This is a genomic window from Ruegeria sp. HKCCA5491 (assembly GCF_013034565.1).
Classification (GTDB): domain Bacteria; phylum Pseudomonadota; class Alphaproteobacteria; order Rhodobacterales; family Rhodobacteraceae; genus Ruegeria.
Window position 1 is genome coordinate 38112 of record NZ_WQGG01000011.1, and the last position, 23103, is coordinate 61214.

Consider the following 23103-nt stretch of genomic DNA (forward strand, 5'->3'; position numbering starts at 1 on the left):
GACCATGGGCAAAACACTGGTTGTCGGCGCCGGCGGCGTATCCCACGCAGCCGTGCACAAAATGGCGATGAATTCAGATATATTCACCGAAATCACGCTGGCCAGCCGCACGAAATCGAAATGCGATGCCATCGCAGCGGCCGTCAAGGATCGCGTTGGCGTGGATATCAAGACCGCCGAACTGGACGCCTACAAGGTCGAAGATACGGTCAAACTGATCAAGGAAACCGGTGCTGAAATCCTTGTGAACCTCGCCCTGCCCTATCAGGATCTGGTGCTGATGGATGCGTGCCTCGAGGCCGGAATCCACTATCTCGATACCGCGAACTACGAGCCCGAGGATGAGGCCAAGTTCGAATACCACTGGCAATGGGCCTATCAGGAGCGGTTCAAAGCGGCGGGCCTGACCGCCATCCTCGGCTCGGGCTTTGATCCGGGCGTGACATCCGTGTTCGCCAAATGGCTGAAGAAACACAAGCTGGAGACAATCCGCCAGATCGACGTTCTGGATGCCAATGGCGGCAGCAACGATCAGGAATTCGCCACCAACTTCAACCCCGAAATCAACCTGCGCGAAGTGCTGGCCGAGGTCCGCCACTGGGAAGGTGGCGAATGGAAACACTCCCCCGCCATGACCCACAAGGTCGAGTTCGACTTCCCCGCCATCGGCCCCAAAAACATGTACCTGATGTATCACGAGGAACTGGAGTCACTCAGCACCCACTTCCCCGAAATCGAGCGCGCCCGATTCTGGATGACCTTCGGCGACGCCTATATCATGCACGCCAAGGTACTGGAAAATGTCGGCATGACCCGCATCGACCCGGTGATGCATGACGGCAAGGAAATCATACCTATCCAGTTCCTGAAAACCCTTCTGCCCGATCCCGGCGATCTGGGCGCGGAAACCAAGGGCAAAGCCTGCATCGGCGACATCGCCACAGGTCAGGCCAAGGATGGCTCGGGCGAGAAGACCTTTTACATCTACAACATCTGCGACCATGAGGAATGCTACGCTGAGGTCGGCTCCCAGGCCGTCAGCTACACCACTGGCGTCCCCGCCATGATCGGCGCGGCACAAGTGCTGAAAGGCAACTGGCGCGAACGCGGCGTGTGGAACATGGAACAACTCGACCCGGATGACTTCATGGACATGCTGAACAATCACGGCCTCCCGTGGCAAGTCCACGAACTCGACGGCCCAGTCGAGTTCTAGATCCGGAACTTCATCTGGCCAAAAATATCCCGGGGGGTCCGGGGGGCTGGCCCCCCGGCCTCTCCACAATCGGAGACGCCTGACATGTCCGACATGATGACCACCCAAGCCGGCGACGCCGGTGCCTTCCGTAATTTCGATCTTAACCGCGTCCCCACCCCTTGCTTCGTGGTCGACGAAAAAGCCGTCGAACGAAACCTGACCATCCTCTCAGACATCGGCACCCGGTCAGGCGCGCATGTTCTCAGCGCGCTCAAGGCGTTTTCGATGTTCTCTCTGGCCCCGCTGGTGCGCCAGCACCTTGGTGGCACCTGCGCCAGCGGCATCTACGAAGCGCGTCTGGGCCGCGAGGAATATGGTGGCGAGGTCGCAACCTTCTGCGCCGGGTACAAGGACGCGGATATCGACGAGATCCTGTCGCTGTCGGACCACATCATCTTCAACTCTCCAGCGCAAAAGGATCGGTTTCTGAGCAAGGCCGAAAGCGCCAAAGTTCAGGTCGGCCTGCGCATCAACCCAGAACATTCCGAAGGCGAGATACCCAAATACGACCCCTGCGCGCCCTGCTCGCGCCTTGGCACACCGGTCAGTCAACTGACCGCCGAAACCTTGAACGGGGTTGATGGCCTGCACATGCACACGCTCTGCGAACAGGGGTTCGAACCGCTGCAACGCACGTGGGCTGCAATCGAACATAAGCTCAAACCCTTCCTCAGCCAACTCAAATGGCTGAACCTCGGCGGCGGGCACCATATTACCCGCAACGATTACGACCGCGGCGGGCTGGTGGGTTTCATCAAAGCCATCCGCACCGAATACAATATCGACATCTACCTCGAGCCCGGCGAGGCAGTCGCCTTGGACGCGGGTATTCTGGTCGGAGAGATCCTCGACCTGCCGACCAATGGCATGAGTCTTGCGATCACCGATATCTCGGCCACCTGCCACATGCCCGACGTGATCGAAGCCCCCTATCGCCCCGCCCTGATGGACGAGGCCGCAACAGGCCATACCTACCGTCTGGGTGGCCCCTCATGCCTCGCGGGCGACGTGATCGGCGACTACACGTGGGACAAGCCGCTGGAAATCGGCCAGCGTTTTGCCTTCCTCGATCAAGCGCATTATTCGATGGTCAAGACCAACACGTTCAACGGCGTTCCCCTGCCCACCATCGCCCTGTGGAATAGCGATACGGACGACCTGAAAATCATCCGGCAATTCGGCTATGACGACTTCAAAGAGAGACTCTCATGAGCATCTTCCTCGACAGCGAACTCACCGCCGCGGAACGCAGCGAATCCGCCCGCTTTCGCGTGATCCCCGTGCCGCTCGAACGCACCGTGTCTTATGGCGCGGGCACGGCCAAGGGCCCCGAAGCCATCATCGAGGCCAGCAATGAGTTGGAGCGCATTACCGGCCATGCCGAACCCTGCGTCGAGGGGATCTTTACCGAACCCCCGCTGGACTGCGACGGCCCGCTGCCCAAGGTGATGGAACGGCTGGCCCAACGCACCGAGGCCGCCATCCGCGCAGACAAGGTGCCGGTGACGCTGGGCGGGGAGCATTCGCTCAGTTACGGCGCGGTAATGGGCGTGGCACGGGCGCTTAACCAACCCATAGGGATCGTGCAGATCGACGCCCACGCCGATTTGCGCAACGCGTATCAGGGCGAGAAACACTCTCACGCGTCGGTTATGCACCTGCTGGCCGAGCAAGGCGTCAAACTGGCCCAATTCGGCGTCCGCGCCTTTTCCACCGAAGAAGCCCAAAGCCGTCTGAAAAACCACGTCTTCCACGTGGATGCCGAGGAGTTGGTCACCGGCAATATCCACGCGGTCAACCTGCCCGAGGATTTTCCCGAACTGGTCTATGTCAGCTTTGACGTAGACGGTCTGGACCCGTCGCTGATGCCCGCCACCGGCACCCCGGTTCCGGGCGGGCTTGGATATTACCAAGCCCTGCGCCTGGTCGAACACGCCCTGAAGGGCCGCAAATGCGTAGGCTTCGACGTGGTCGAGCTGGCCCCCGACGGCAATGCAGCGTGGGATTTTACCGCGGCACAAATCGTCTATCGACTGATGGCAGCCTGTTAACCCTCGGACGTTTCATTCAGTTCCATGTGCCCTTCACCCTTGCTCAGGACGCGGCGCAACATAGGCTCAAAGAACTCCAACGGTTTGGTCGGATAGTCCGGGTCAAACGCCTTCTGATCGTATTCGTGGCAGAAATAGCGGCAGTCCTCCCAGTACGGGCTGTCGCGGTACTTGTCGCGGGCATTACGATCTCCGCCCCAATGATGATTGTAGTAATACCCTTGAAAGACACAGTGATGTTTCAAAATCCAATAGGTCTTTTCGCTGACATAAGGCTTCATCATTGCGGCTGATAACTCACCATGATTGTAGGGGGACAGAATATCGCCAGTGTCATGGATCAAGGCCGCTACGACCAATTCCTCATCCGCGCCATCCTCATAGGCGCGGGTCGCGGCCTGAAGACTGTGCTGGTAGCGATTCACCGGATAAGGCGTCCAATCTTCGTCCAGCGAGCGGATCGCATCCAGAATTCGGTCGGGCAGAGCGGCGTTATAGGCCTCTTCATATTCGATGACGGCATCCCAGTCGGCTTTGGTCGCCTCCTCGAAACTGGTCCAGGTGGGTTTGTGGCTTTTGTCCAGCATCGCGCGGTCCTTTGGCTGATTTGTTCAGCGAGGATAGCGCAAACTGCTTGCCCAAAAAAATGAATTGATTTTATCACATCAATCAAAAAATACTTTCAATATGCAAATCAAAGCCCTTGAGACCTTTCTATGCGTTGCCGAGTCAGGAGGCTTTCACGCGGCGGCCCGCAAGCTGAACATCACCCAGACGGCTGTCAGCGCCCGTATCCGATTGATCGAAGAAGAAACCGGAAAGCCCCTATTCACACGCGGTGCCGGGGGTACAAGGCTGACAGAATTCGGACGCCAATTCCGACCCTATGCGGAACAGATGCTGTCGCTTTGGTCCTTTGCATCCCGCGATCTGCCTGCACAAACACAGAACCGGATCGCTTTGCGGTTAGGTGCGCAACTCAGCATTTGGGACCCCTTGCTGGTCGACCTCGCGGTGCGCTTTGAACAGCGTCTTGGGCAAATTCTGCTGACGCTGAATTATGATCACGATCTGAACATGGTCGACGCCGTGGCGACCCATGTACTTGACGCTGCGCTGACACATGAAAAACCAACAGATGCGCGGGTTGAGTGTAAGGAACTTGTCCCAGAACGGTTGATATTGGTTCAGGCAACAACCAACCTGCACGATCCCGTATTCGTTAATCTGGAATTGGGCGAGGTCTATCAGGATCACATTCGGTCAATCGCGCGACAGGCGTCGACTCAATCGGTCTTTCTGGGAAACTGCATGATGGCCCTGCGCTATATCCTCAAGAGGGGCGGAACCGGCTATTTCCCCGAATATCTCGTTGCTGAGTATTTACACGCTGGCGATCTATGCCGCGTGATCGGTTCGCGCGACCTTTTGCTGCCTGTTTACCTGATCGCCCGGAAGAACAGCCCTGCCCTGGAAAGTGTTCTGGGGTGCGTGACAGACCTTAGAGGAGCAAGCTAGGCCGCAGTCGGCATTGGTGTCGCATTTCGTCGTCTGGTCCGCAAAAGCGGGCGTCCTGCGATCAACAGAAACACGCATGAAATCAAGATGCCCAAAATCGCTGGTAGGTAAAGCAATATCCACAGATCCGGATCGTCGATCACGACAGGTGACACAAATCCCCGAACGCCCTCGAGCAGAACCAGAATCGTAAACGCCCCGAAAATCTGCGGCCACAGCCCGAACCTTGAGAAACTTCCCAACATCAAAGTGGCATATCCGGCCATCGCGACCGCCACGCATATGGCAATCCACGAAAACCTCTGATGCAGTTCGTCGATCAACTCACCTTCGCTGAACTCCCCTGCCGCGATAATCTTGTCCCGGCTTTGCAAAAGCTCGAGGGTGGGAATGGCTTCGAGACTGCGATTCTTTATCCGGTTGGTGTTTGTCATCCCAGAGATGTCATAAGACGCGTCCTCAAACAGGGTCGAAGACAGCGTTCGCCCATCTTTGGTCAACCGCAAAGCGACCCCGTCCACCATCACAAGGTGTATCCCCTCGCCACTATTGACCAGATAGGCGGTTTTGCTTGAGTAGCTGACCGGATTATCCTCATCCCGACGGTCAGAGACGAACACCTCGTACAGCGTCCCGTCCAGGTCAATCCGCCCGATATAAACCGTCACACCAACCGCGGGGTGCATAAACTCACCCTCATTCAATAGCTGGGCGGTGACATCGCCTGCGACCTCGGCCTGACGTCGTTCAAGCTGATCAACGGACGCGGGGCGCAGGAACACACTGATCGCAGCCATCATCAGCCCGGTTATCAGCCCAAACAGAAACACGGCGCGCGCCAACCGCCACGGGCTGGACCCGGTGGCCAACATGACCGTAAGTTCGCTTTCCCGGCTCAGACGATTGGTGGCATAGACGGCGGCGGCGAACACCGCCATCGGCATCACGGTTCGTATCAGGGTGGGAAGGGTCAGGGCGGTAAATTCCAGAAACACCATTGCCGACTGCCCGCCGCTGATCACGCGGTCAAATAGGCTGACCGACCGGGTGATCCAGAATACACCCACCAGAACCAGGGTGAAAAAGCCGAACAGAATCAGCAGTTGCCGCAGGAAATAGCCATCGAAGCGCGACATGAGACTCCATCCGTCTGATCAAGTTCCCGCCGACAGTATTGTATTCGGAAAGCCGTGGAAACCGCGTTTGGACACTCGGCTGAATTTTACCTCAATCCGGCAGCAAGTGAATTGTCAGATAGCACAAAAGCTGAAAACCACCCTGAACCATATGGTTTTCTTCCAGATCGAATTTCATGACTGTCTGGTCAGACAGAAAGAACGCAAGCCACAGGCCAATTGACACCACAAAGGCCGTATCCACGCGTTTGATCCAAAGCTTCTTGTTCTGGTAAGGCGTTGCAACTGCGATCAAAAACAGCAAGGCCGCAATCAAAGCCCAAGCGATGATACCGACAAACAAGGCGATATCCACGGCCGGAGTCGCTCCGAACTGCTCAAGTGTTTTTTGCAGGAACGGATAGTTGTGCCCATCGAACCACGGCGTAGACGTGTACCCAAGAAGCTCCAGACCACCGACAAAGTCGGTGAGGAACGCAAAAGCCCACCATACGAACCAGAACGCAACAAGGCTTTGTTTAAAGAAAATACGCATGGATTGCCCCCAAAACAGCAAAAACTCATCAAGAACGCGACCAACACTACTTGATTTGCTGAAAATTTAGAAACTCCGGTCAGAATGCTACGGTGCCGACGGCACAGGCTCGCCTGAGATTTTGATGGAAATGGCAGGGGCAGCAGGGTTCGAACCCGCGACCTACGGTTTTGGAGACCGTCGCTCTACCAACTGAGCTATACCCCTAAGGTGCGCCTCAGATATGCCAGCCGCGCGGCGGACTCAAGAGGCTTTTTGAGATTCAGCCACAGTTATGTATTTCACAAACAAGTTGCGCGCGGCGTTGAGTTCTATAAGACACATTTTCGCCAACAGAAGGACGCCTGACGTGAACCTCCGCAAGAAAATTGCCGACAGCGAAGCCGTTCTGAACTGGGCGGCCCGGCGGATCGCAAGCTATATCCGGATGGTCAACCGCAATACCAAGTGGCAACGTATCGGGTACGAAGAACTTGACCAACTGGCCGATCAAGGCGAACCGGTCATCGTTGTTCTGTGGCATCAGCGACTGGCGCAGTCGCCCTATTTCTTTCCATTGGACAAGGGTCGCATCTGTTCGATCACCTCGTCGGCACGTGCAGGCAGCATGGTAGGCCGGGTGCAGAAACTGTTCGGCATGGACACGATTGCCATGTCCAGCCACAAGCGCCACGTCGCCTTGTCGCGCGAGGTTCTTGGAAAGATGAAACAGGGTATCTCGATCGGGATCGCCGCCGATGGTCCGCGTGGGCCTGAACGCGTATCTTCAACCGTGCCCCTGATCTGGGCGCGCACGTCGGGCAAACGGGTCTTTGGCATCACATTCTCAGCCAAACACGGAAGCGAGGCTGGAACCTGGGATCGCCTACTGATGCCGCGCCCGTGGCGGAACGAAGGCGTCTTTTTGTGCCGCGAATGGACGGATCCCGTTCCGCGCAAAGCGACCGAAGACCAGATCGAAGCGCTGCGCCTCAGCCTTGAAAAACATATGAACGACATCACAGCCGAGGCTGACCGGATGGTTGGGCGCGAGCCGTGGTCGCCGAAGGGCTAACCGCCCCTCAGCCTTTGCATCAGATAGATTTCGCTGCCTTCAGGGATCGGCTCGGTCAGACCGCTGGCTACAACGCGCCCGTCAATCGCGATGGACACGCCGGCATCTATCGGCCCTTGAAGCTGAGGATGTAGCCGCACCAGTTCCTGTAGCAGCTCACCCGTGGTTTTGGCATCGACCTCCACCACCTGCTGGCCCCCGGTCAAAGACCGAAGACCAGACCAGAGGTGAACCTCAACCATTGTTCCTAAGCGCGGCCAGAATGCGCGGCGGGGACATCGGCAGTTGCTTCATTCGAACGCCCGCCGCTTGCGATACCGCATTTGCGATAGCGGCCAGAGGCGGCACGATTCCTGTTTCACCCACTCCGCGCACGCCGAACGGGTGGCCAGGGTTGGGGACTTCGACAATCACCGTGTCGATCATGGGCAGGTCACTGGCGACGGGGATGCGATAGTCAAGGAAGATCGAGTTTTGCAGCCGACCATCCTCGCCATAGATATATTCCTCGTTCAGCGCCCAACCGATCCCTTGTGCAGCGCCACCTTGGTACTGGCCTTCCACATAGGTCGGGTGGATAGCCTTGCCCGCGTCCTGAATGACCGTATAGCGCGTGATGCTGGTCTTACCCGTTTCCGGGTCAACTTCGGCATCCACAATATGCGTGCCGAAGGATACACCTGCACCTTCGGGCGTCGCCTCGAAATGGCCCGAGATCGGCCCCCCGGTGCTGCCCATATTGGCCGTGATATCAGCCAGTGGCATCGGATCGAAATCTCCGGCATTGGGGCCAGACGGGACAGCGCAACCGTTTTCCCATTTTACCGCGTCCACGGGGATGCCCCACTTGGCCGCCGCGCGTTCGCTCAGTTTCTCAACCGCATGGCGCGCCGCTTTGATGGTCGCCAGACCGCTGGCATAGGTCACGCGTGAACCGTGGCTGACATCGTTATAGCCCAGCGTCGCCGTATCCGCGATTGTCACACGGATGTTTTCATAAGGGATACCAAGCACTTCGGCCGCCATCAGCGCCATCGACGCGCGCGAGCCACCAATATCCGGCGTCCCCACCATCAACTGCGCCGAGCCGTCCTCGGACAGGGCCAGCGACACGCTTGTCTCGCCGCCGTGGTTGAACCAGAACCCGCAGGAAATCCCGCGCCCCTGCCCTGGATTCAGTGGGGCCGAATAATGCGGATGCGCCTTGGCCGCTTCCAGCGTTTCAACCAGACCGATCCGCTGATAGCGCGGGCCATAGCTGGCCTTGGTCCCTTCATGGGCCGCGTTTTTCAGGCGTACATCGACCGGGTCCAGACCCAGCTTCTTGCACAGCTCGTCAATCACCGACTCAACGGCAAACGCGCCCATTGGCGCACCCGGCGCGCGATAGGCCGCCTGTTTCGGACGGTTGGCCATGACGTCATAGCCGATCTGCTTGACGTTGGTCAGGTTGTAAGGCGCAAAGGCGCACATGGCGGTCATGTCGCCGGGCGCGCCCGGGAATGCCCCACCCTGCAAGCGGAACACACCCTGCGCGGCAGAGATTGTGCCGTCCTTCTTCATCCCGATTTTGATATCCATCGACGCCGAAGCTGTCGGACCGGTCGCCCGGAACACCTCGGATCGGGTCATCACAACTTTAACGGGCCGGTTGGCCTTGCGGCTGAGTGCCAGCGCGACAGGTTCGATGAATACCGTTGTCTTGCCACCGAAACCGCCTCCGATCTCGGATGCGGTGACGCGCAATTGCGAGGTTTCGATGCCCAAAAGCGCCGCACAGGTTTTTTGCGCGATCCAGTGGCCTTGAGTGGTACACCACAGCTCACCCTTGCCGTCAGTGCCCAGCATCCCCAGACAGGCATGCGGTTCGATATAGCCCTGATGGGTGGCTTCGGTGACGAAACTGTCTTCGATCACCAGATCTGCCTCGGCGAACCCGGCCTCGACATCGCCATGGCCGCTTTCGTGATAACGCACGACGTTGGGATGCATCCCCTCGGGCACGGAATAATCCGCAGCCCCTTCGCGGATGACCGGCGCATCCGGGGCCATCGCCTTGTCCACGTCAGTGACGTGGGGCAGAACCTCGTACTCGACCTCGATCAGTTTCAACGCGTCGCGCGCGGCCAGAGCCGATGTCGCCGCAACAGCCGCAACTGCGTGCCCGTCATACAGCGCCTTTTCCCCCGCCATGACGTTTTCCAGCACATTCCAGAACTCACCTTCCAGGCCGGGCATGAACGGCACTTCGGCGAAATCGGCGCGGGTGACGACGGCTTTGACGTCCTTCAACGCCTCAGCTTTGGACGCGTCGATCTTCACAATCCGCGCATGGGCATGGGGCGAGCGCAGGATCGCACCGTGCAGCATCCCCGGGGCTGACATGTCCGCGCCAAACTTGGCCCGGCCCGTGACCTTGTCCAACCCGTCTGGGCGGTTCGGGCGAGTGCCGACAAAGGTAAATTCTGTCTTACGATCGTCCAGAGCCATTACGACGCCTCCCGCAATTCTTCTGCCGTTTCCATCACGGCGCGAATGATCTTGTCATAACCGGTGCAGCGGCAAAGGTTGCCTGCAAGCCAGTACCTGGTTTCTTCCTCGGTCGGGTTGGGGTTCTTTTCCAGCAGCGACTTGGCCGCCACCAGAATGCCCGGTGTGCAGATGCCACATTGCAGGGCGGCATGGTCGATGAACTTCTGCTGTAACGGGTGCAGCACGTCACCATCCGCGATACCTTCGACGGTTTCGATCTGCTTACCCTCGGCCTCGGCACCCAACATCAGGCACGAACAGACCAAACGGCCATCGACGGTGACGGAACACGCGCCGCAGTCGCCGGTTCCGCAGCCCTCTTTCGCGCCGGTCAGGTTCAGCTTGTCGCGCAGACAGTCCAACAAGGTTTCACGGGGGTCGCACAGAAAATCGACCTCATCCCCGTTCACGGTGGTGGATACGTGGAGCTTACTCATGCTTTTTCTCCCTTCGCGCGGGCATAGGCGATTTTCGCGGCACGTTTGGCCAGAACGCCAGCGACCTCGGTGCGGAATGCGATCGTCCCGCGTTTATCGTCAATCGGGTTGCAGGCTGCAGAGGCCGCTGCCGCCAGCGCATCCAGCGCCGCGTCGTCCAGCGTGCTGCCGATGATGGCTTTGGCGCAATCTTCAACTAGCAGGACGGTGGGGGCGACCGCGCCCAGCGACACACGCGCCTCGACCACAGTATCGCCATCCAGACGCAGGCTGACACCTACGCCGACCACGGCGATATCCATCTCGGTGCGCGGAATGAACCGCAGATAGGCGTCGCCCGCGTTGTCCCCGCGCACAGGGATATTCACGGCTGAGACAACCTCGCCCTTGGCCAGCGACGTTTTGCCGGGGCCGGTGGGGATGTCTTCGACCGCCACCTCGCGCTCACCTTCGGGGCCGATGACCGTCACAGTCACGCCTGCCGCAACCATCGCAGGCACCGAATCCGCCGCCGGAGAACCATTGCACAAGTTGCCGGTCAGCGTTGCGCGGCCCTGCACCTGCGTGGATCCGATCAAATCCATCGCCTCAACCACGCCGGGCCAGTCGCGGCCAAGCTCGGGGTGTTCGCTCATCTCGGCGCCGGTGGCGGCAACGCCCAGCGTCCAGCTTCCATCAGCGTTGCGGGTTATGTCGCTGACACCGTCGATTTTCTTGATGTCGATCAGCGTGTCGGGCGTGACCAATTCCGAGCGCAACTGCACCAGAACATCCGTTCCGCCAGCCAGAAAGCGGGTAACGCCCGTTGCGTTTGCAGCCAGAGCCGACGCCTCGGCGAAACTGGCGGGGCTGTGATAATCCATGAAAATACCTCGCACCTGTTGATCAGGATTCACTGGGGTTCGCAGGGGACGTTAGTGCAGCACCGCCCCGGCGTCCATGGCTGGAACGACCAAATTTTGCGATTCAAAATGTCATTTCTGAACTTCCGATCAGAGGTCGATCTCGATCACACCATCTTTTTGCGCAGCTCGGCTTTGGCAAAGGATGATCGCCCCCTCGCGCTGCTTGTTGGACAAAACGAAATCACGGTGTTCGACCTCACCCGAGACCACGCCGCATTTACAGACCCCGCAGATGCCGTCAGCGCATTTCACATCCACGTGTATACCCGCCTCATTCAACACCTGCGCGGCGTCCTTGTTTGCGGGCACAGTCAGATCGCGGCCCGACTTGGCCAGCCGCAAGGTGAATTCGTGATTCTCGTATTCGGGTTGTTCGGGGACCGAGAAATACTCCAGATGCCGCGCCTCATCGGGAAAGTCCTGACGCTCAGCCGCCTGCATCACCCCGTCCATGAACCGATCCGGTCCGCAGGTATAGACATGCCAACCGTCCTGATAGCCTTTCAAGATCACATCCAGGTCGGCGCGCGTGCCTTCGTCCGAGAAATGATAATGCACATGATCCGCCCAAGGCATCCCCGCCAAGTCTTCCAGATACCCGGCCCCGGCGCGGGTGCTGGCGGAATAATGCAGTTCGAACGGTTTGCCCAAGGCGTGCAACCGATGGGCGAAGGCTATCATCGGCGTTATTCCGATTCCGCCGCCCATCAGAAAACTCTTGGTCGCGCCTTCGTCCAGTTCAAAATGGTTGATGGGTTTCGAGATGAAGACCTTGCGCCCCTCGTTGAAAATCCGGTGCAGCAGGGCCGAGCCGCCGCGCCCGTCATCCTCGCGCAGCACACCGATCTGATAGGTCATGCGGTCGGACGGGTCGCCGGACATGGAATACTGCCGCAGGAATTCCGGCGCGACCAGAACGTCCAGATGCGCGCCAGCAGTCCATTCCGGCAAAGGCGAGCCGTCCAGAGTAGAGAATTCGTACTTGGTCACATCTGCCGTCATCTTACCGACCTTCGTTAGTTCAACCCGCATCACCGGAGCATCGCCCGCGATCGCATAGCGGTGAATCACCGACATATCACCCGCAGCTTTGCGGTCCTTGTATTCATCTGCGGTCACCATTGCCTGATACGCGGCGATCCCGGCCTCACGGTCCATGGCAAAGGGATAGGGCCAGGGATGCGGCGCAAGGTAGGCGGGGTAGACCGCAAGCGTCTGGTCTTCGTATTTCAGATCAAGATCGGTTTGCAGGTCTCGTCGGTTCAACGGATGCTCGGTCGGGCGGTAAGCGCCGTCCGATTGCACTTCGATGTCCCACCACCATTTCTTGATGTCGTTCAGGCCGCCATTGCCGACAGTGTCATCCAGTTTCGCCAACGCGGGCGCGGCCTGAGGGATGTTCATCGCGGCCCATCGGAACGGACGCTCTTTGAAGATTCCCTCTAGGTTCCACGGGCAGGTCTTCATGCACCGCCCGCACATTGCACCGCCCGGCGTGGTCACGCGGTAGGTGGCGCATTTCTGGCTGTCGGATTTCCAGATTTCATAGCCGTTGAACATCAGCTTTGGCCCGGCGGTGATCGCGCCCGAGGGACATTCGCGGGCGCATTTGTTGCAAGACTCGCAAAAGGTTTGCAGGCCGAAATCAATCGGCTTGTCATGGGCCATCGGCATATCCGTTGTCACCGCACCGGACTTCAGGCGCGGCCCAAGGTAGGGATTCAGGATCACCTCTCCGATCCGGCTGACCTCACCCAACCCGGACAACAACAGGAGGGGCGGTTGCAGCACCTCACCATCCATTACCGTATGCGCGCGGGCCTTGTACCCGAGGTTACGGATCTGCTGCGCGATCACTCCACCCAGAAGCGAGAACCGCAGATAGGCGCGCATCGACTGCGCGACGCTGATCCAGTCATCGCCGCTGGCGCCCTCCATCGTTTCATAGCCTTGGTCGATGATCATGCTGATGGCTTGGTCGTGGGGCGGATTGATCTCCTCGCCCGTCGCATCATGGGAGTACCACGCCCACTCGGGGCAGCGGCTAAGGCCCACCGCATCAACGCCCAGAAAATACGTGGCCGCCTTGATATTCGCGGCATTGCGTGCGGTATCGGTTGGTGGCGAAGTGTCCGCGCTTTCCCCATCCTGCAACAACACAAACGCGCCCAGCGCGCGGCGTTGCGCGAAACTGGGGGCCGCTTTGCGAACGTAATAACCGCCTTTCGCCGCGTCCTGCAGGTTTTTCCCCATGTCGCCGAATTGTGCCCGTGCGAACATGTCAGCGCGTTTGGGGACGCGGGCGACGTTTTCTTCGTCAATATACGTGGTGGGCGCGTCGACCCGCTTGAGTTTTTCAAACGGATGCGCCCCATCCACATAGCGCCGTTTGGCATAAGCGTCGCGATTCAGCGCGTTCTTGGCAAACCCCGTACCCAGCCACCAAGCGGGGCCTTGGGTGTGAAACCACGGCTGCCGGGCCATCGGCGCCAATGGCAGATCATGCGCGATCTCCATCTCGGTCGTCACGGCAGCCAGCCCGAACCGTTTGCCCAGCCATGGGGCAACGACCTCTCCGTCCTCGACCGAACACAGGCCCGCCGCGACGGCGAGCTTTCCCAGATCAACCTCGGACGACATGACCGTGTGCGCCCGCGCGTCAAACCCCAGAATGCGGATGTAATTGGCGATGACCACCGCGTTCTCGGTGGCCAGCAGACATGCGCGGTGGTCCTGCGCGTTCATGATCCAGTCGGACCCGGGTTCTTCCGGATTTGGGTCGCGGTTGTATTCGTACAGAAAGACAATCGCATGACGATGACGGTCCATGGGGCGCGGCTCGGCCTCCATGCTTTCCTTCAAATCGGCCATGATCAGGTCGATGCCGGACGCCAGCGTCTTGGTCTGGCGCGTCTTCAACGCATGGGCCAGACGGTCAATATCGGGGTTGCGGCGGGGTTCGGACAGCAATGCCTCGGCGGGAAGCGGACCGCAGCCCATCATGGATGCATCGTTGAAATATCCAAACGCCTTCAGGTGGTTGGCACGCTCTGTCGGATCTGTGGGTATCTCGGACGGCACCGGGTTCACGAACCCGTCGCGGGTCGCATCCATCATCGCCTGAAACTCACCCATCGCATTCACGATGCTTTCGGGCTGATTAGGGCGCTGGAAACTGAGAACCGGCATTTGACGGGCCCCAGACATATCTGGCATCGCGGTCTGCCGGGCCAGCCGTTCCAAAGGGTACGACCCCATATGTACCGACCTGTTCCTGTCCGAGAAAAAGCGGATCCCCATCGCGTGCCTCCTGTTTGCTCAACGTCATCTAAATCGTCATGGACCACCAATCCATTCATGAATTATCATAGACGGCATGAGCAAAATTGATTTCACTGACCTTGATGGCAAAGTTCTGCGCGTCTTTTTGACGATACTCGAGGAGAACTCGGTCTCAAAGGCTGCGGACCGAATGGGCGTTACGCAATCGGCGATCAGCCATACGCTGGCCAAGCTGAGGCAGGTTCTGGGAGACCCTTTGTTTGTTCGTTCAGGTCAAGGCCTGATACCGACCGAACGCGCCCTGTCCCTGAAAGAACCGGTGCAAGGCGTGCTTGATGGATTGCGGGCGCTGACCGACGATCGCCCGTTCGATCCGCTATCCGAGGAATTGCACGTTCAAATCGCCACAAACGACATGCCGCGAGAGTTGATCTTCCCCAAACTGCTCCGCTTGGTCCGTTCCGAAGGTATCAGACTGCGGCTTGGCTTTATTCCCTCGGGCGTACCGGATCCGGACCTGCTGCGCAGCGACCGGTGTCAGTTGATGCTGTCCCCATTGCCACCGGATGGGCCAGACATCTTTCAAAAGCGTGTCCTCAGCAGCCCGCTGATGATCTATTACGACGGAACCCGCCGCCAGCCGCCAACCGATTGGAAAACATATTGCGAAACCGAACATGTCGAGGTGCGGTTCACGGACGGGCGCAGTTCGCGCGCGGTCATGCGGGGTGTGGACCAAAACCAGATCAGGCCCGCCACGGTCACCTTACCCCATTTCAACGCCATCCCATCCTTTGTGAAAGGAAGCGACCTGATTTCAACCGACACGGCCTTGATGAGGCACGGTCCCCTCGCCGCGTTGGATTGCGCACCGTTACCGTTTCACTGTGAACCGGTCTCGATCTACATGGTCTGGCATCAGAGGTTTGCCAATGACCCCGCGCATCGCTGGTTGCGGGGACGAATAGAAAACATAGCGGCCACGCTTCACGATTGAGACAGCAGCCAGTTCTTCATCAACGCAACCAATTCGGGCTGCCGCGGTTTTGCCGGGCTGACAACATGGAACCCGAGGTCTTCGATCAGAACATCCGACAAGGGCCGTTCAAGCCGTCCCGATGCAAGTTCCGTCGCGACCAGAGGTTCATGTGCCAGTGCAATCCCCTGCCCCGAGGCAGCGGCGTCAATGGTCAGACTCGTCTGGCTGAAACTCATAACTCGAGGCTTGCCAACCAGCCCAAGGCGTTCAAGGAACAGCGGCCACAACCCATGCGTATCGTTCAGAAGAACGTGGTCCAAAAGGTCCGCTGGTCGCGTGATCTCCCCTGCCAATTCGGGGCTGCAGACCGGAACGAACGCATTTGAAAACAAAGGGGTTGATGTCAGGCCCGCCCCAAACGGCGCTCGTCCCTGCCGCACGGCGATGTCCACGCCGTCACCCTTGAAATCCGCCAGCCGTTCCCGCGCATCAATTTTCACCGAGATGTCGGGGTGCTTGTCTGTCAGATCTGGCAAACGCGGCACCAGCCATTTTGAAGCGAAGCTTGGTGTCACTGAAACAACAACTTGCTGATCGCTGGACAATTCATCCACGGCCTCTTCAATCAACCTGAACGCCCGGCGCAGTGGCGCATGAAAACGGCGACCCGCCTCGGTCAGCGCCAAACCGCGCGGCAGACGTTCAAACAGCTTTTCGGCCAATCGCGCCTCAAGCCCACGGACCTGTTGCGCCACGGCACCCTGAGTGACGCCAAGCTCCTCTGCTGCAAGCCGGAAATTCAAATGCCGGGCCGCAACTTCAAAGGCGTGGAGCGCGTTCAATGGGGGCAGGGCTGCCATTTGCTTATCCTGTAGTTTTTCTACAGCATAAAGACAGAAGAACTGATTGGTCAAACCACCAGTCAGAGCGCATCTTTAGAGCACTAGACATCGGAGGCTTGAGATGACGAAAGTAGCGCTAATTACAGCAGGCGGCAGCGGCATGGGGGCAGATTCTGCCCGCCGCTTGGCCGCCGACGGGTTCAAGGTGGGCATCCTGTCCTCGTCGGGCAAAGGCGAGGCATTGGCGCATGAACTGGGCGGGGTCGGCGTGACCGGGTCGAACCAGTCGACAGACGACCTGCAAAAACTGGTCGATGCAGCGATGGCCCATTGGGGACGCATAGATGTGCTTGTGAATTCCGCGGGGCACGGGCCGCGCGCGCCCATTCTGGATCTGACCGATGAAGACTGGCACACGGGAATGGATGTGTATTTCATGAACGCCGTCCGGCCAACGCGGCTGGTGACGCCGATCATGCAGGCGCAAGGCGGTGGCTCGATCATCAACATATCGACTTTTGCTGCGTTCGAGCCTGACCCCGTGTTTCCAACCTCGGGCGTGTTCCGCGCTGGCCTTGCCGCCTTCACCAAGCTGTATTCAGACAAATACGCCGCTGACAATATCCGCATGAACAACGTCCTGCCCGGCTTTATCGACAGCCTGCCCGAGAACGAGGATTTCCGCGCCCGCATTCCTATGGGCCGATATGGGCGCAGCTATGATGAGATCGCCTCGGTCGTTGCATTGCTTGCGTCAGAAGGCGGGGGTTACATCACGGGCCAAAACATACGCGTTGACGGCGGCATTACCCGGTCGGTCTGAATTCAGAACCGCGCTTTGACAAAATGAGTCAACGCCGCGCCGGTTTCAAAATAGGCGCGGCGCAGGCCGGTCCAGCTTTCGCAGTATTCCGACACCATCGGGACGGGCAAGAGATCGGGATCTTCGCGCAACAGGCTTTCGGCCACCAACCGGCCAAACACGGTTCCCGGCCCGATGCCTCGCCCGGAATACCCATGGACAGAAAGCGCGTTTGGGCCAATCTCGGTGATCTTCGGGATATGATCCGAGGTCATCGCGATCCGCCCATGCCAGCCCTCAGTCAACGGCAGGTCGGACAGTTGCGGGAACAGTTCGGACAATTTGCGCCGAATCCAGCGCCTGTGCGCTCCACTCCCCGCGTGTGAAAGATCACCCATCGCACCGATAATGAACCGATCATCCTGATCGACGCGGAATGAGGTCATGATCAACCCAGTATCCCAACACCCTTCTCCGCCCGGCAAAATGCTGGCCCGCAGGTTGTCCGACAAGGGGGCGGTGGAAAACTGGAAATAGTAGACGGGGACATAAGCCGGTGCCGACGCCGCAAGGCTTTGATGATAGGCGTTTGTGGCCTGAATCACGGCTTTGGCTCGCACTGAGCCTCGTTCCGTTTCAAGCACCCAGATATCCCCGCTACGGGTCAACGATTGAACCGGGCTGCGCGTGAAAACCTGCGCCCCGGCCTCGGACGCAGCCCGTGCAAGCCCGCGCACATAGCCCAGCGGCTGAATGGTTCCGGCCCGCGGGTCAAACAGTGATCCGTGGAAAGCCGCGCTGCCTGTGCGTTGGCGCGTCTGATCGGTGGATAACAACTCAACCGGCGCACCCACTGCGCGTTGCTGCGCGTAGCGGTTTTGCAGATCTTTCAAACCCGCACCGGAATGGGCGCAATGCACGGTTCCGTTGCGCACAGGTTCGCAATCAATCGCGTGCCGCTCGATCAGTTCAAAGACGTCGGCAGGTGCGACAGCAAGCAGGTTGATCAGGCGATCCCCTGACGCTGCCCCCAGATGTGCCCGGATATCCTCGGGTGGCAGCCACAATCCGGCATTTGCAAGACCCACATTGCGGCCTGACCCGCCATGCCCGATCTCTTGCGCCTCAAGCAAACAAACCGACGCCCCGGCACGCGCAGCGGTCAACGCCGCCGCGCAGCCGGTATACCCCCCGCCGATCACCGCAAGATCGACGGTCAGGGTATTTGTCAGCACAGTGCTTTCGACCCGTTCGCGGCAGGTCTGTTGCCAAAGGGACTGGTCATGGTCGCGCACGGGCTGCTCCTTGAAAATTGGTCGGATCATCCAGCTTGCATCAGCCGGTTGCAAGGGCCCTTTGGTCCTCGCGCCCCATGGCAAGAAGGACCGGTTGCGTGTCCTGCCGTTCCTGAAACGCGGCCTTGTCCTTCATCCCACGCCAATTCGCCTGCACCAGTGATTGCGCAACAGCACCGCTCAGCGTTGCGCCGGGACCGGTGACTATGAAAAGGTCAGGTGCGAATTCGCGGGCCGCCGTCTGTACGGAACGGGTGAAGTCGTAGGCCTCCGTCACCTGATGCCCCAACGTATAATCCCAAAGTTCCTGCGTATACGTAGCGCCCGGCCACCAAACCTTGCCCCGCCCGTCGATAAGGGGCCGGGTCGGTTGGCTGAAAAGTTCAACCCCTAGGCGCGACCGCCCCTTAGCGGCGACTGGCGCTTGCAGAGGTGTATGGAATGCGGCGTGGTTCGCCAGTCGCATTGGGAACTGATTTTGGACAACAGGCTGAGAGGTTTCAAAGGCCTTCAGCCCCACCTCATTGCCCGCCAGCACAAGCATACCCCCCAAGTCGATCGACAATGCCAGATCATGACCGTCGATCGCATTGATCCGCGCGACATCGGCCAGCAACTCCGCCTTGCGGACCGGATCGTTTTTCCATGTCTCATCCGTAAAGGGATAGACAAGCTGCCCGCCAATCAGGTGATCCTGCATCAACGTCCCCATGGTGTTCACGACGCGGAACCCGTTCTCGGGCGACAACGCACCCGCCACGGCCAGGGCGATATACCACCCCATCGAGTTCCCGGTGACAGCGACCACCTCGATATCGTCAGCCAGATCCAAGGCATCCGATAAGGATGCCGCATAGATCAAAGGCGAGGCGACATCCCCCCGCGAGTATTTGCTGACCGAAAAGCGCCCCGCGCCGTCCAGATCAGTTACCCGCTCTTGTCCGGCCTCAGCACGAAGATCGTCAAACCGGTGGAGCATGTCCATGCGGTCTGCGTGGTGGCGATGCAAATATCCCAACTCAGGCTTATTATAAGTGCCCCGCCCGGGGCAGATGACAACTGCGGTGCGGGTCATGATCGGCCTCCGGTCAGCTTGAGCGCAGCTTCAACGATGCTTTCTTCTGACGGTAAAGGCGCGGCATAGGCGGGGCCGGTCGCGATAAAGCAGTCCTCAGCAACGACCCGTGCGACAGGGGTATCGGCGCTGTTTTCGGCAAAAAAGGCCATCAACGCCTCGGACTGGCTTCCGGTCCGGCGGCATTCATCCATGATCAGGATATGTTTGCATCCCTTGGTCGCCGCGCGCAGCGCTTCTGCCGGTAGTGGCGCAAGCCAGCGCATATCAATGACACGAGGCTTTAGCCCAGCCGCCCGCAAAGCAGGCAGCGCCTTTTGCGACAGGTAGTGCCCGTTGCCATAGGTGACGATCGCCAGATCGGTCCCGTCACCGTGCACCCCGACCTCTCCAATCGCGATGCGTTGATCCGGCGAGGGATAGGTCGTCATCCACCCGGCATCCTGAGCTTCGTGCAGATCGCGCATGGGATACAGCGCGATAGGTTCCAGAAACACCACAACACGTTGTTCTTCCCGCGCCAGCCGCACGCATTCACGCAGCATCTGCGCAGCGTCCGATCCTGTCGAAGGGCAGGCGATAATCACCCCGGGAATATCGCGCAATACGGCCAGAGAGTTGTCGTTGTGGAAATGCCCCCCGAACCCTTTCTGATACCCCAGACCCGCAATCCGCAGAACCATCGGGTTCGAGAACTGGCCGTTCGAGAAAAACGGTAGGGTTGCCGCCTCGCCCCTGATCTGGTCTTCGGCATTGTGAAGATAGGCGAGGAACTGGATTTCGGGGATCGGGATGAACCCGTTATGCCCCATGCCGATTGCCAGCCCCAGAATTGATTGCTCGTCCAACAGCGTATCAATAACCCGATCCGGCCCGAACCGTTGTTGCAGCTTTTGCGTCACGCCATAGACGCCGCCCTTGCGACCGACATCTTCGCCCATACAGACAATCTCGCCATGCTCCAGCATCAAATCGGTCAGTGCCCAGTTAATCAGTCGGCTCATGGGTTGGGGATCGTCCATCGCGCGTAGATCGCTTCCAAACGCGCGCGTGCGTGCCTCGGCGCTTGGGCCATTGGTGGGCTTGCAGGCACGTGTTGGGGGAATCAGGCTTGCCATGACCTCAGCCGCGTCGGCCAGGTGCGGGCGCGAAGCGGCCTCGGCTGCGATACGCTCAGTTCGGGCGCAGGTGTCATTGTAAATCTTCAGCGCCTGATCGGGCGTCAGCGCGCCTGCCTGACCCAACAGTCGCACCGAATGCAGTAGAGGATCATTCGCTTCATCCGCTTCAACTTCGGACTTTGTCAAATAGGTCGTGGGCACGTCCGCCCCGGCATGACCATAAAGGCGCACAGTGCGCAGATGCAGAAACGCTGGCTTGCGCCGGGTTCGGACGTAGTCAGCAGCTTCTTTAGCCACGGCAAAAGTTTCAAAAATGTCCAAACCGTTGGCTTGGAAGTACTTTATCCCCGGTCGGTGCTGCATGGACGCCTGAATCCAACCGGTGGGCGTCTTCACCGAAATGCCGATCCCGTTATCCTCGCACACAAACAAAAGAGGCAACGGCGTTGACTGAACACTGGTCCAACCCGCCGTGTTGATCGCGCCCTGAGCTGTCGAATGGTTGGCCGACGCATCACCAAAGGAACACATCGCTATTCCATCTTCAGGCAGTTCCCGGTGTTCGGGATCGTGACGCCGTGCCGCGCCCAATGAATAGGCCGCGCCAACCGCCTTGGGCAGGTGGCTGGCAATCGTAGACGTCTGCGGCGGGATCATCAGCGCCTTGGACCCCAAGACCTTATGCCGCCCTCCCGATGTCGGCTCTTCTTTCGAGCAGGCAAAGCTTAGCAACATGTCCCACGCTATCTGCTGACCCGGCACTTGCTCGGACCGCGCAATTTGAAACGCCGCATCGCGGTAATGCAGGAACGCGATATCGGTCGGGCGCAATGCATGAGCCACCGCAGCCATCCCTTCGTGCCCCGAGGAGCCGATGGTATAGAACCCCTGCCCCGCCTTCTGCATCGCACGGCTGGTCCGGTCCAACGCCCGACTAAGCACCTGCGACCGAAACAGGGAAACCGCGTCTGTCTTGTTCAACCCCGGGCAAGGCAATGGGCCGTCTGGCAGATCCCCCTGTGCGACCCGGTTCAGAAAATTGTCGTGAACGATCTGAGCGCGATCCATCAGCGGCCTCATTCAAAAACTGTTTCGCAGCAGCATCCACGATGGGATACTCTCTTTGTCACAGGCTTCACACGGTTTTGGCAACGGAAAGTCGCCGTTGCACCTTGCACCGCCAACACATCCCATCCGGCCCGGCCCCAAGGCACCTTCGCCACAAGTGAACCCAGATCTCTGTATCGGACTGGCGCACACGAAAGGCCAGTGATATTCCATTCAAAAGGTATGAGGAAATATCATATGATTGCGCCTCGTCGGTTTCTGCCCTCGATCCCCTCGCTGCTGGCGCTTGAGGCCGTGGATCGTTTGGGAAGCGCCTCGGCCGCTGCCGAAGAACTGTCCCTGACCCAAAGCGCAATCAGTCGGCAGCTCAAGACTTTGGAAGAACAGTTGGGCGTCGACCTCATCCAACGCAGTCATATGCGGCTTCACTTGACGCCTGCGGCACAGGAATATGTTCAGGTGGCCCGCGCGACCTTGCATCAGTTGGCGCAGGCTTCGTTGAAACTAAAGGCCAACCCGACCGGCGGATCCCTGAACTTTTCGATACTGCCCGCGTTCGGAATGCACTGGTTGGCGCCACGCCTTCAGGACTTTGCCCGCAAGCACCCCGAGGTCACGGTGAACCTGAATACACGCCTGCGCCCCTTTGATTTTGACAGGGAACGCTTTGACGCCGCAATCCATTTCGGCCGCAAAGACTGGACCGGCGTCAACTACCTTCCCATCATGCGAGAAGACGTCCTGCCGGTCTGCGCGCCCGCGCTGCTACCCGACCAGAACGGCAACATCGAGTGGTTGCTGAAAGCGCCCCTTCTGCAATTGGAAACGCGCCCCGACGCGTGGGAGAAATGGTTCGCCGTTCAAGGGCACGAGGTTTCGGGCATTCAGGGAATGCTGTTTGACCAGTTCTCGACAATGTGCCAGGCAACCATTCATGGGCTGGGCGTTGCATTGCTGCCCAGCTATTTGGTTGATGATGACCTAAAGTCTGGACGACTGGCCCTTGCCTGGGACGGTCCGGGTTTCAGTCTGGGCGATTTCTACCTTGTTTGGCCGCAATCCAGAGCAGAGCCTGAGCCGCTCAAGTCATTCCGGCTCTGGCTGCAAGATCAGGTTGCGGTTTCAGATACCGACAGCTCTGACGCGGACTAAGCCAGCGCCGCCTTCAACTTAACTGCCAGTTGGCAACGCGCGCGGCAGGTGCGGGCAAGGC

The 23103-nt window shown here is 59.1% G+C and carries 20 protein-coding genes and 1 tRNA gene; 8 read left to right on the forward strand and 13 right to left on the reverse strand.

Features of this window, described 5'->3' with window-relative positions:
* The first annotated feature begins 4 nt into the window (after nucleotides 1-4).
* The 3 genes from GOV88_RS14935 to speB all read left to right on the forward strand — a co-directional run bounded on the left by GOV88_RS14935 (nucleotide 5) and on the right by speB (nucleotide 3309).
* Nucleotides 5-1216 (forward strand): saccharopine dehydrogenase family protein, encoded by a 1212-nt coding sequence (locus GOV88_RS14935; protein WP_171240931.1) that lies wholly within the window; start codon nucleotides 5-7, stop codon nucleotides 1214-1216.
* A gap of 84 nt (nucleotides 1217-1300) precedes the next feature.
* The gene (gene nspC / locus GOV88_RS14940; protein ID WP_171240932.1) at nucleotides 1301-2470 is read left to right on the forward strand and encodes a carboxynorspermidine decarboxylase; all 1170 of its coding nucleotides are present in this window, start codon (nucleotides 1301-1303) and stop codon (nucleotides 2468-2470) included.
* Nucleotides 2467-3309 (forward strand): agmatinase, encoded by an 843-nt coding sequence (gene speB / locus GOV88_RS14945; RefSeq protein WP_171123701.1) that lies wholly within the window; start codon nucleotides 2467-2469, stop codon nucleotides 3307-3309. Before nspC ends, speB begins: the two co-directional genes overlap by 4 nt.
* Here the strand turns inward: speB and GOV88_RS14950 are convergent.
* Nucleotides 3306-3896, reverse strand: coding sequence for an HD domain-containing protein (locus tag GOV88_RS14950; protein ID WP_171123703.1), 591 nt, complete (start codon nucleotides 3894-3896; stop codon nucleotides 3306-3308). The genes speB and GOV88_RS14950 overlap by 4 nt on opposite strands.
* Before the next feature lie 100 nt (nucleotides 3897-3996).
* Between GOV88_RS14950 and GOV88_RS14955 the strand changes: the two genes are divergently transcribed.
* On the forward strand, nucleotides 3997-4827 hold the full coding sequence (locus GOV88_RS14955) for a LysR family transcriptional regulator (RefSeq protein ID WP_171240933.1): 831 nt from the start codon (nucleotides 3997-3999) through the stop codon (nucleotides 4825-4827).
* Here the strand turns inward: GOV88_RS14955 and lptF are convergent.
* The 3 genes from lptF to GOV88_RS14970 all read right to left on the reverse strand — a co-directional run bounded on the left by lptF (nucleotide 4824) and on the right by GOV88_RS14970 (nucleotide 6705).
* Nucleotides 4824-5963: an LPS export ABC transporter permease LptF gene (gene lptF / locus GOV88_RS14960; protein ID WP_171240934.1), complete on the reverse strand. Its 1140-nt coding sequence runs from the start codon at nucleotides 5961-5963 to the stop codon at nucleotides 4824-4826. The genes GOV88_RS14955 and lptF overlap by 4 nt on opposite strands.
* Nucleotides 5964-6054: 91 nt before the next feature.
* Complete coding sequence (locus GOV88_RS14965) at nucleotides 6055-6498, reverse strand: hypothetical protein (RefSeq protein WP_171123709.1); 444 nt, start codon at nucleotides 6496-6498, stop codon at nucleotides 6055-6057.
* 131 nt (nucleotides 6499-6629) lie between these two features.
* Nucleotides 6630-6705, reverse strand: a tRNA-Trp gene (locus GOV88_RS14970).
* A gap of 142 nt (nucleotides 6706-6847) precedes the next feature.
* Between GOV88_RS14970 and GOV88_RS14975 the strand changes: the two genes are divergently transcribed.
* Nucleotides 6848-7552, forward strand: coding sequence for a DUF374 domain-containing protein (locus tag GOV88_RS14975; protein WP_171240935.1), 705 nt, complete (start codon nucleotides 6848-6850; stop codon nucleotides 7550-7552).
* On the opposite strand, the gene GOV88_RS14980 is transcribed toward GOV88_RS14975, so the two are convergent.
* From GOV88_RS14980 to GOV88_RS15000, 5 genes are all read right to left on the reverse strand, one after another.
* A complete protein-coding gene (locus GOV88_RS14980) occupies nucleotides 7549-7794 on the reverse strand; it encodes a MoaD/ThiS family protein (protein ID WP_170385336.1) in 246 nt (81 codons plus the stop codon). The genes GOV88_RS14975 and GOV88_RS14980 overlap by 4 nt on opposite strands.
* Nucleotides 7787-10042: a xanthine dehydrogenase family protein molybdopterin-binding subunit gene (locus tag GOV88_RS14985; protein ID WP_171240936.1), complete on the reverse strand. Its 2256-nt coding sequence runs from the start codon at nucleotides 10040-10042 to the stop codon at nucleotides 7787-7789. The genes GOV88_RS14980 and GOV88_RS14985 overlap by 8 nt, the downstream gene beginning before the upstream one ends.
* The gene (locus GOV88_RS14990) at nucleotides 10042-10521 is read right to left on the reverse strand and encodes a (2Fe-2S)-binding protein (protein WP_171126237.1); all 480 of its coding nucleotides are present in this window, start codon (nucleotides 10519-10521) and stop codon (nucleotides 10042-10044) included. Before GOV88_RS14990 ends, GOV88_RS14985 begins: the two co-directional genes overlap by 1 nt.
* Nucleotides 10518-11384 (reverse strand): xanthine dehydrogenase family protein subunit M, encoded by an 867-nt coding sequence (locus GOV88_RS14995; protein WP_171240937.1) that lies wholly within the window; start codon nucleotides 11382-11384, stop codon nucleotides 10518-10520. Before GOV88_RS14995 ends, GOV88_RS14990 begins: the two co-directional genes overlap by 4 nt.
* A 129-nt stretch (nucleotides 11385-11513) precedes the next feature.
* Nucleotides 11514-14726 (reverse strand): reductive dehalogenase, encoded by a 3213-nt coding sequence (locus GOV88_RS15000; RefSeq protein ID WP_171240938.1) that lies wholly within the window; start codon nucleotides 14724-14726, stop codon nucleotides 11514-11516.
* 76 nt (nucleotides 14727-14802) lie between these two features.
* On the opposite strand from GOV88_RS15000, the gene GOV88_RS15005 reads away from it, so the two are divergent.
* Nucleotides 14803-15705, forward strand: a complete 903-nt coding sequence (locus GOV88_RS15005; protein WP_171211274.1) for a LysR family transcriptional regulator — start codon at nucleotides 14803-14805, stop codon at nucleotides 15703-15705.
* Here GOV88_RS15005 and GOV88_RS15010 read toward each other — a convergent pair.
* Nucleotides 15696-16547 (reverse strand): LysR substrate-binding domain-containing protein, encoded by an 852-nt coding sequence (locus tag GOV88_RS15010; RefSeq protein ID WP_171240939.1) that lies wholly within the window; start codon nucleotides 16545-16547, stop codon nucleotides 15696-15698. The two genes, GOV88_RS15005 and GOV88_RS15010, sit on opposite strands and share 10 nt — an antisense overlap.
* Nucleotides 16548-16650: 103 nt before the next feature.
* Here GOV88_RS15010 and GOV88_RS15015 point away from each other — a divergent pair, with 103 nt between their 5' ends.
* Complete coding sequence (locus tag GOV88_RS15015) at nucleotides 16651-17352, forward strand: SDR family oxidoreductase (protein ID WP_171126242.1); 702 nt, start codon at nucleotides 16651-16653, stop codon at nucleotides 17350-17352.
* Nucleotides 17353-17354: 2 nt separating this feature from the next.
* Here the strand turns inward: GOV88_RS15015 and GOV88_RS15020 are convergent, their stop codons facing one another.
* Genes GOV88_RS15020 through GOV88_RS15030 form a run of 3 tightly spaced genes read right to left on the reverse strand, consistent with a single transcriptional unit; the run spans nucleotide 17355 to nucleotide 21890 of the window.
* Nucleotides 17355-18626, reverse strand: a complete 1272-nt coding sequence (locus tag GOV88_RS15020; RefSeq protein ID WP_371808165.1) for an NAD(P)/FAD-dependent oxidoreductase — start codon at nucleotides 18624-18626, stop codon at nucleotides 17355-17357.
* A 40-nt stretch (nucleotides 18627-18666) separates the two neighbouring features.
* A complete protein-coding gene (locus GOV88_RS15025) occupies nucleotides 18667-19701 on the reverse strand; it encodes an ACP S-malonyltransferase (RefSeq protein ID WP_171240940.1) in 1035 nt (344 codons plus the stop codon).
* Nucleotides 19698-21890 (reverse strand): dehydrogenase E1 component subunit alpha/beta, encoded by a 2193-nt coding sequence (locus tag GOV88_RS15030; RefSeq protein ID WP_171240941.1) that lies wholly within the window; start codon nucleotides 21888-21890, stop codon nucleotides 19698-19700. The genes GOV88_RS15025 and GOV88_RS15030 overlap by 4 nt, the downstream gene beginning before the upstream one ends.
* 237 nt (nucleotides 21891-22127) lie before the next feature.
* Here GOV88_RS15030 and GOV88_RS15035 point away from each other — a divergent pair, with 237 nt between their 5' ends.
* Complete coding sequence (locus GOV88_RS15035; protein ID WP_171240942.1) at nucleotides 22128-23042, forward strand: LysR substrate-binding domain-containing protein; 915 nt, start codon at nucleotides 22128-22130, stop codon at nucleotides 23040-23042.
* Nucleotides 23043-23103 lie beyond the last annotated feature (61 nt).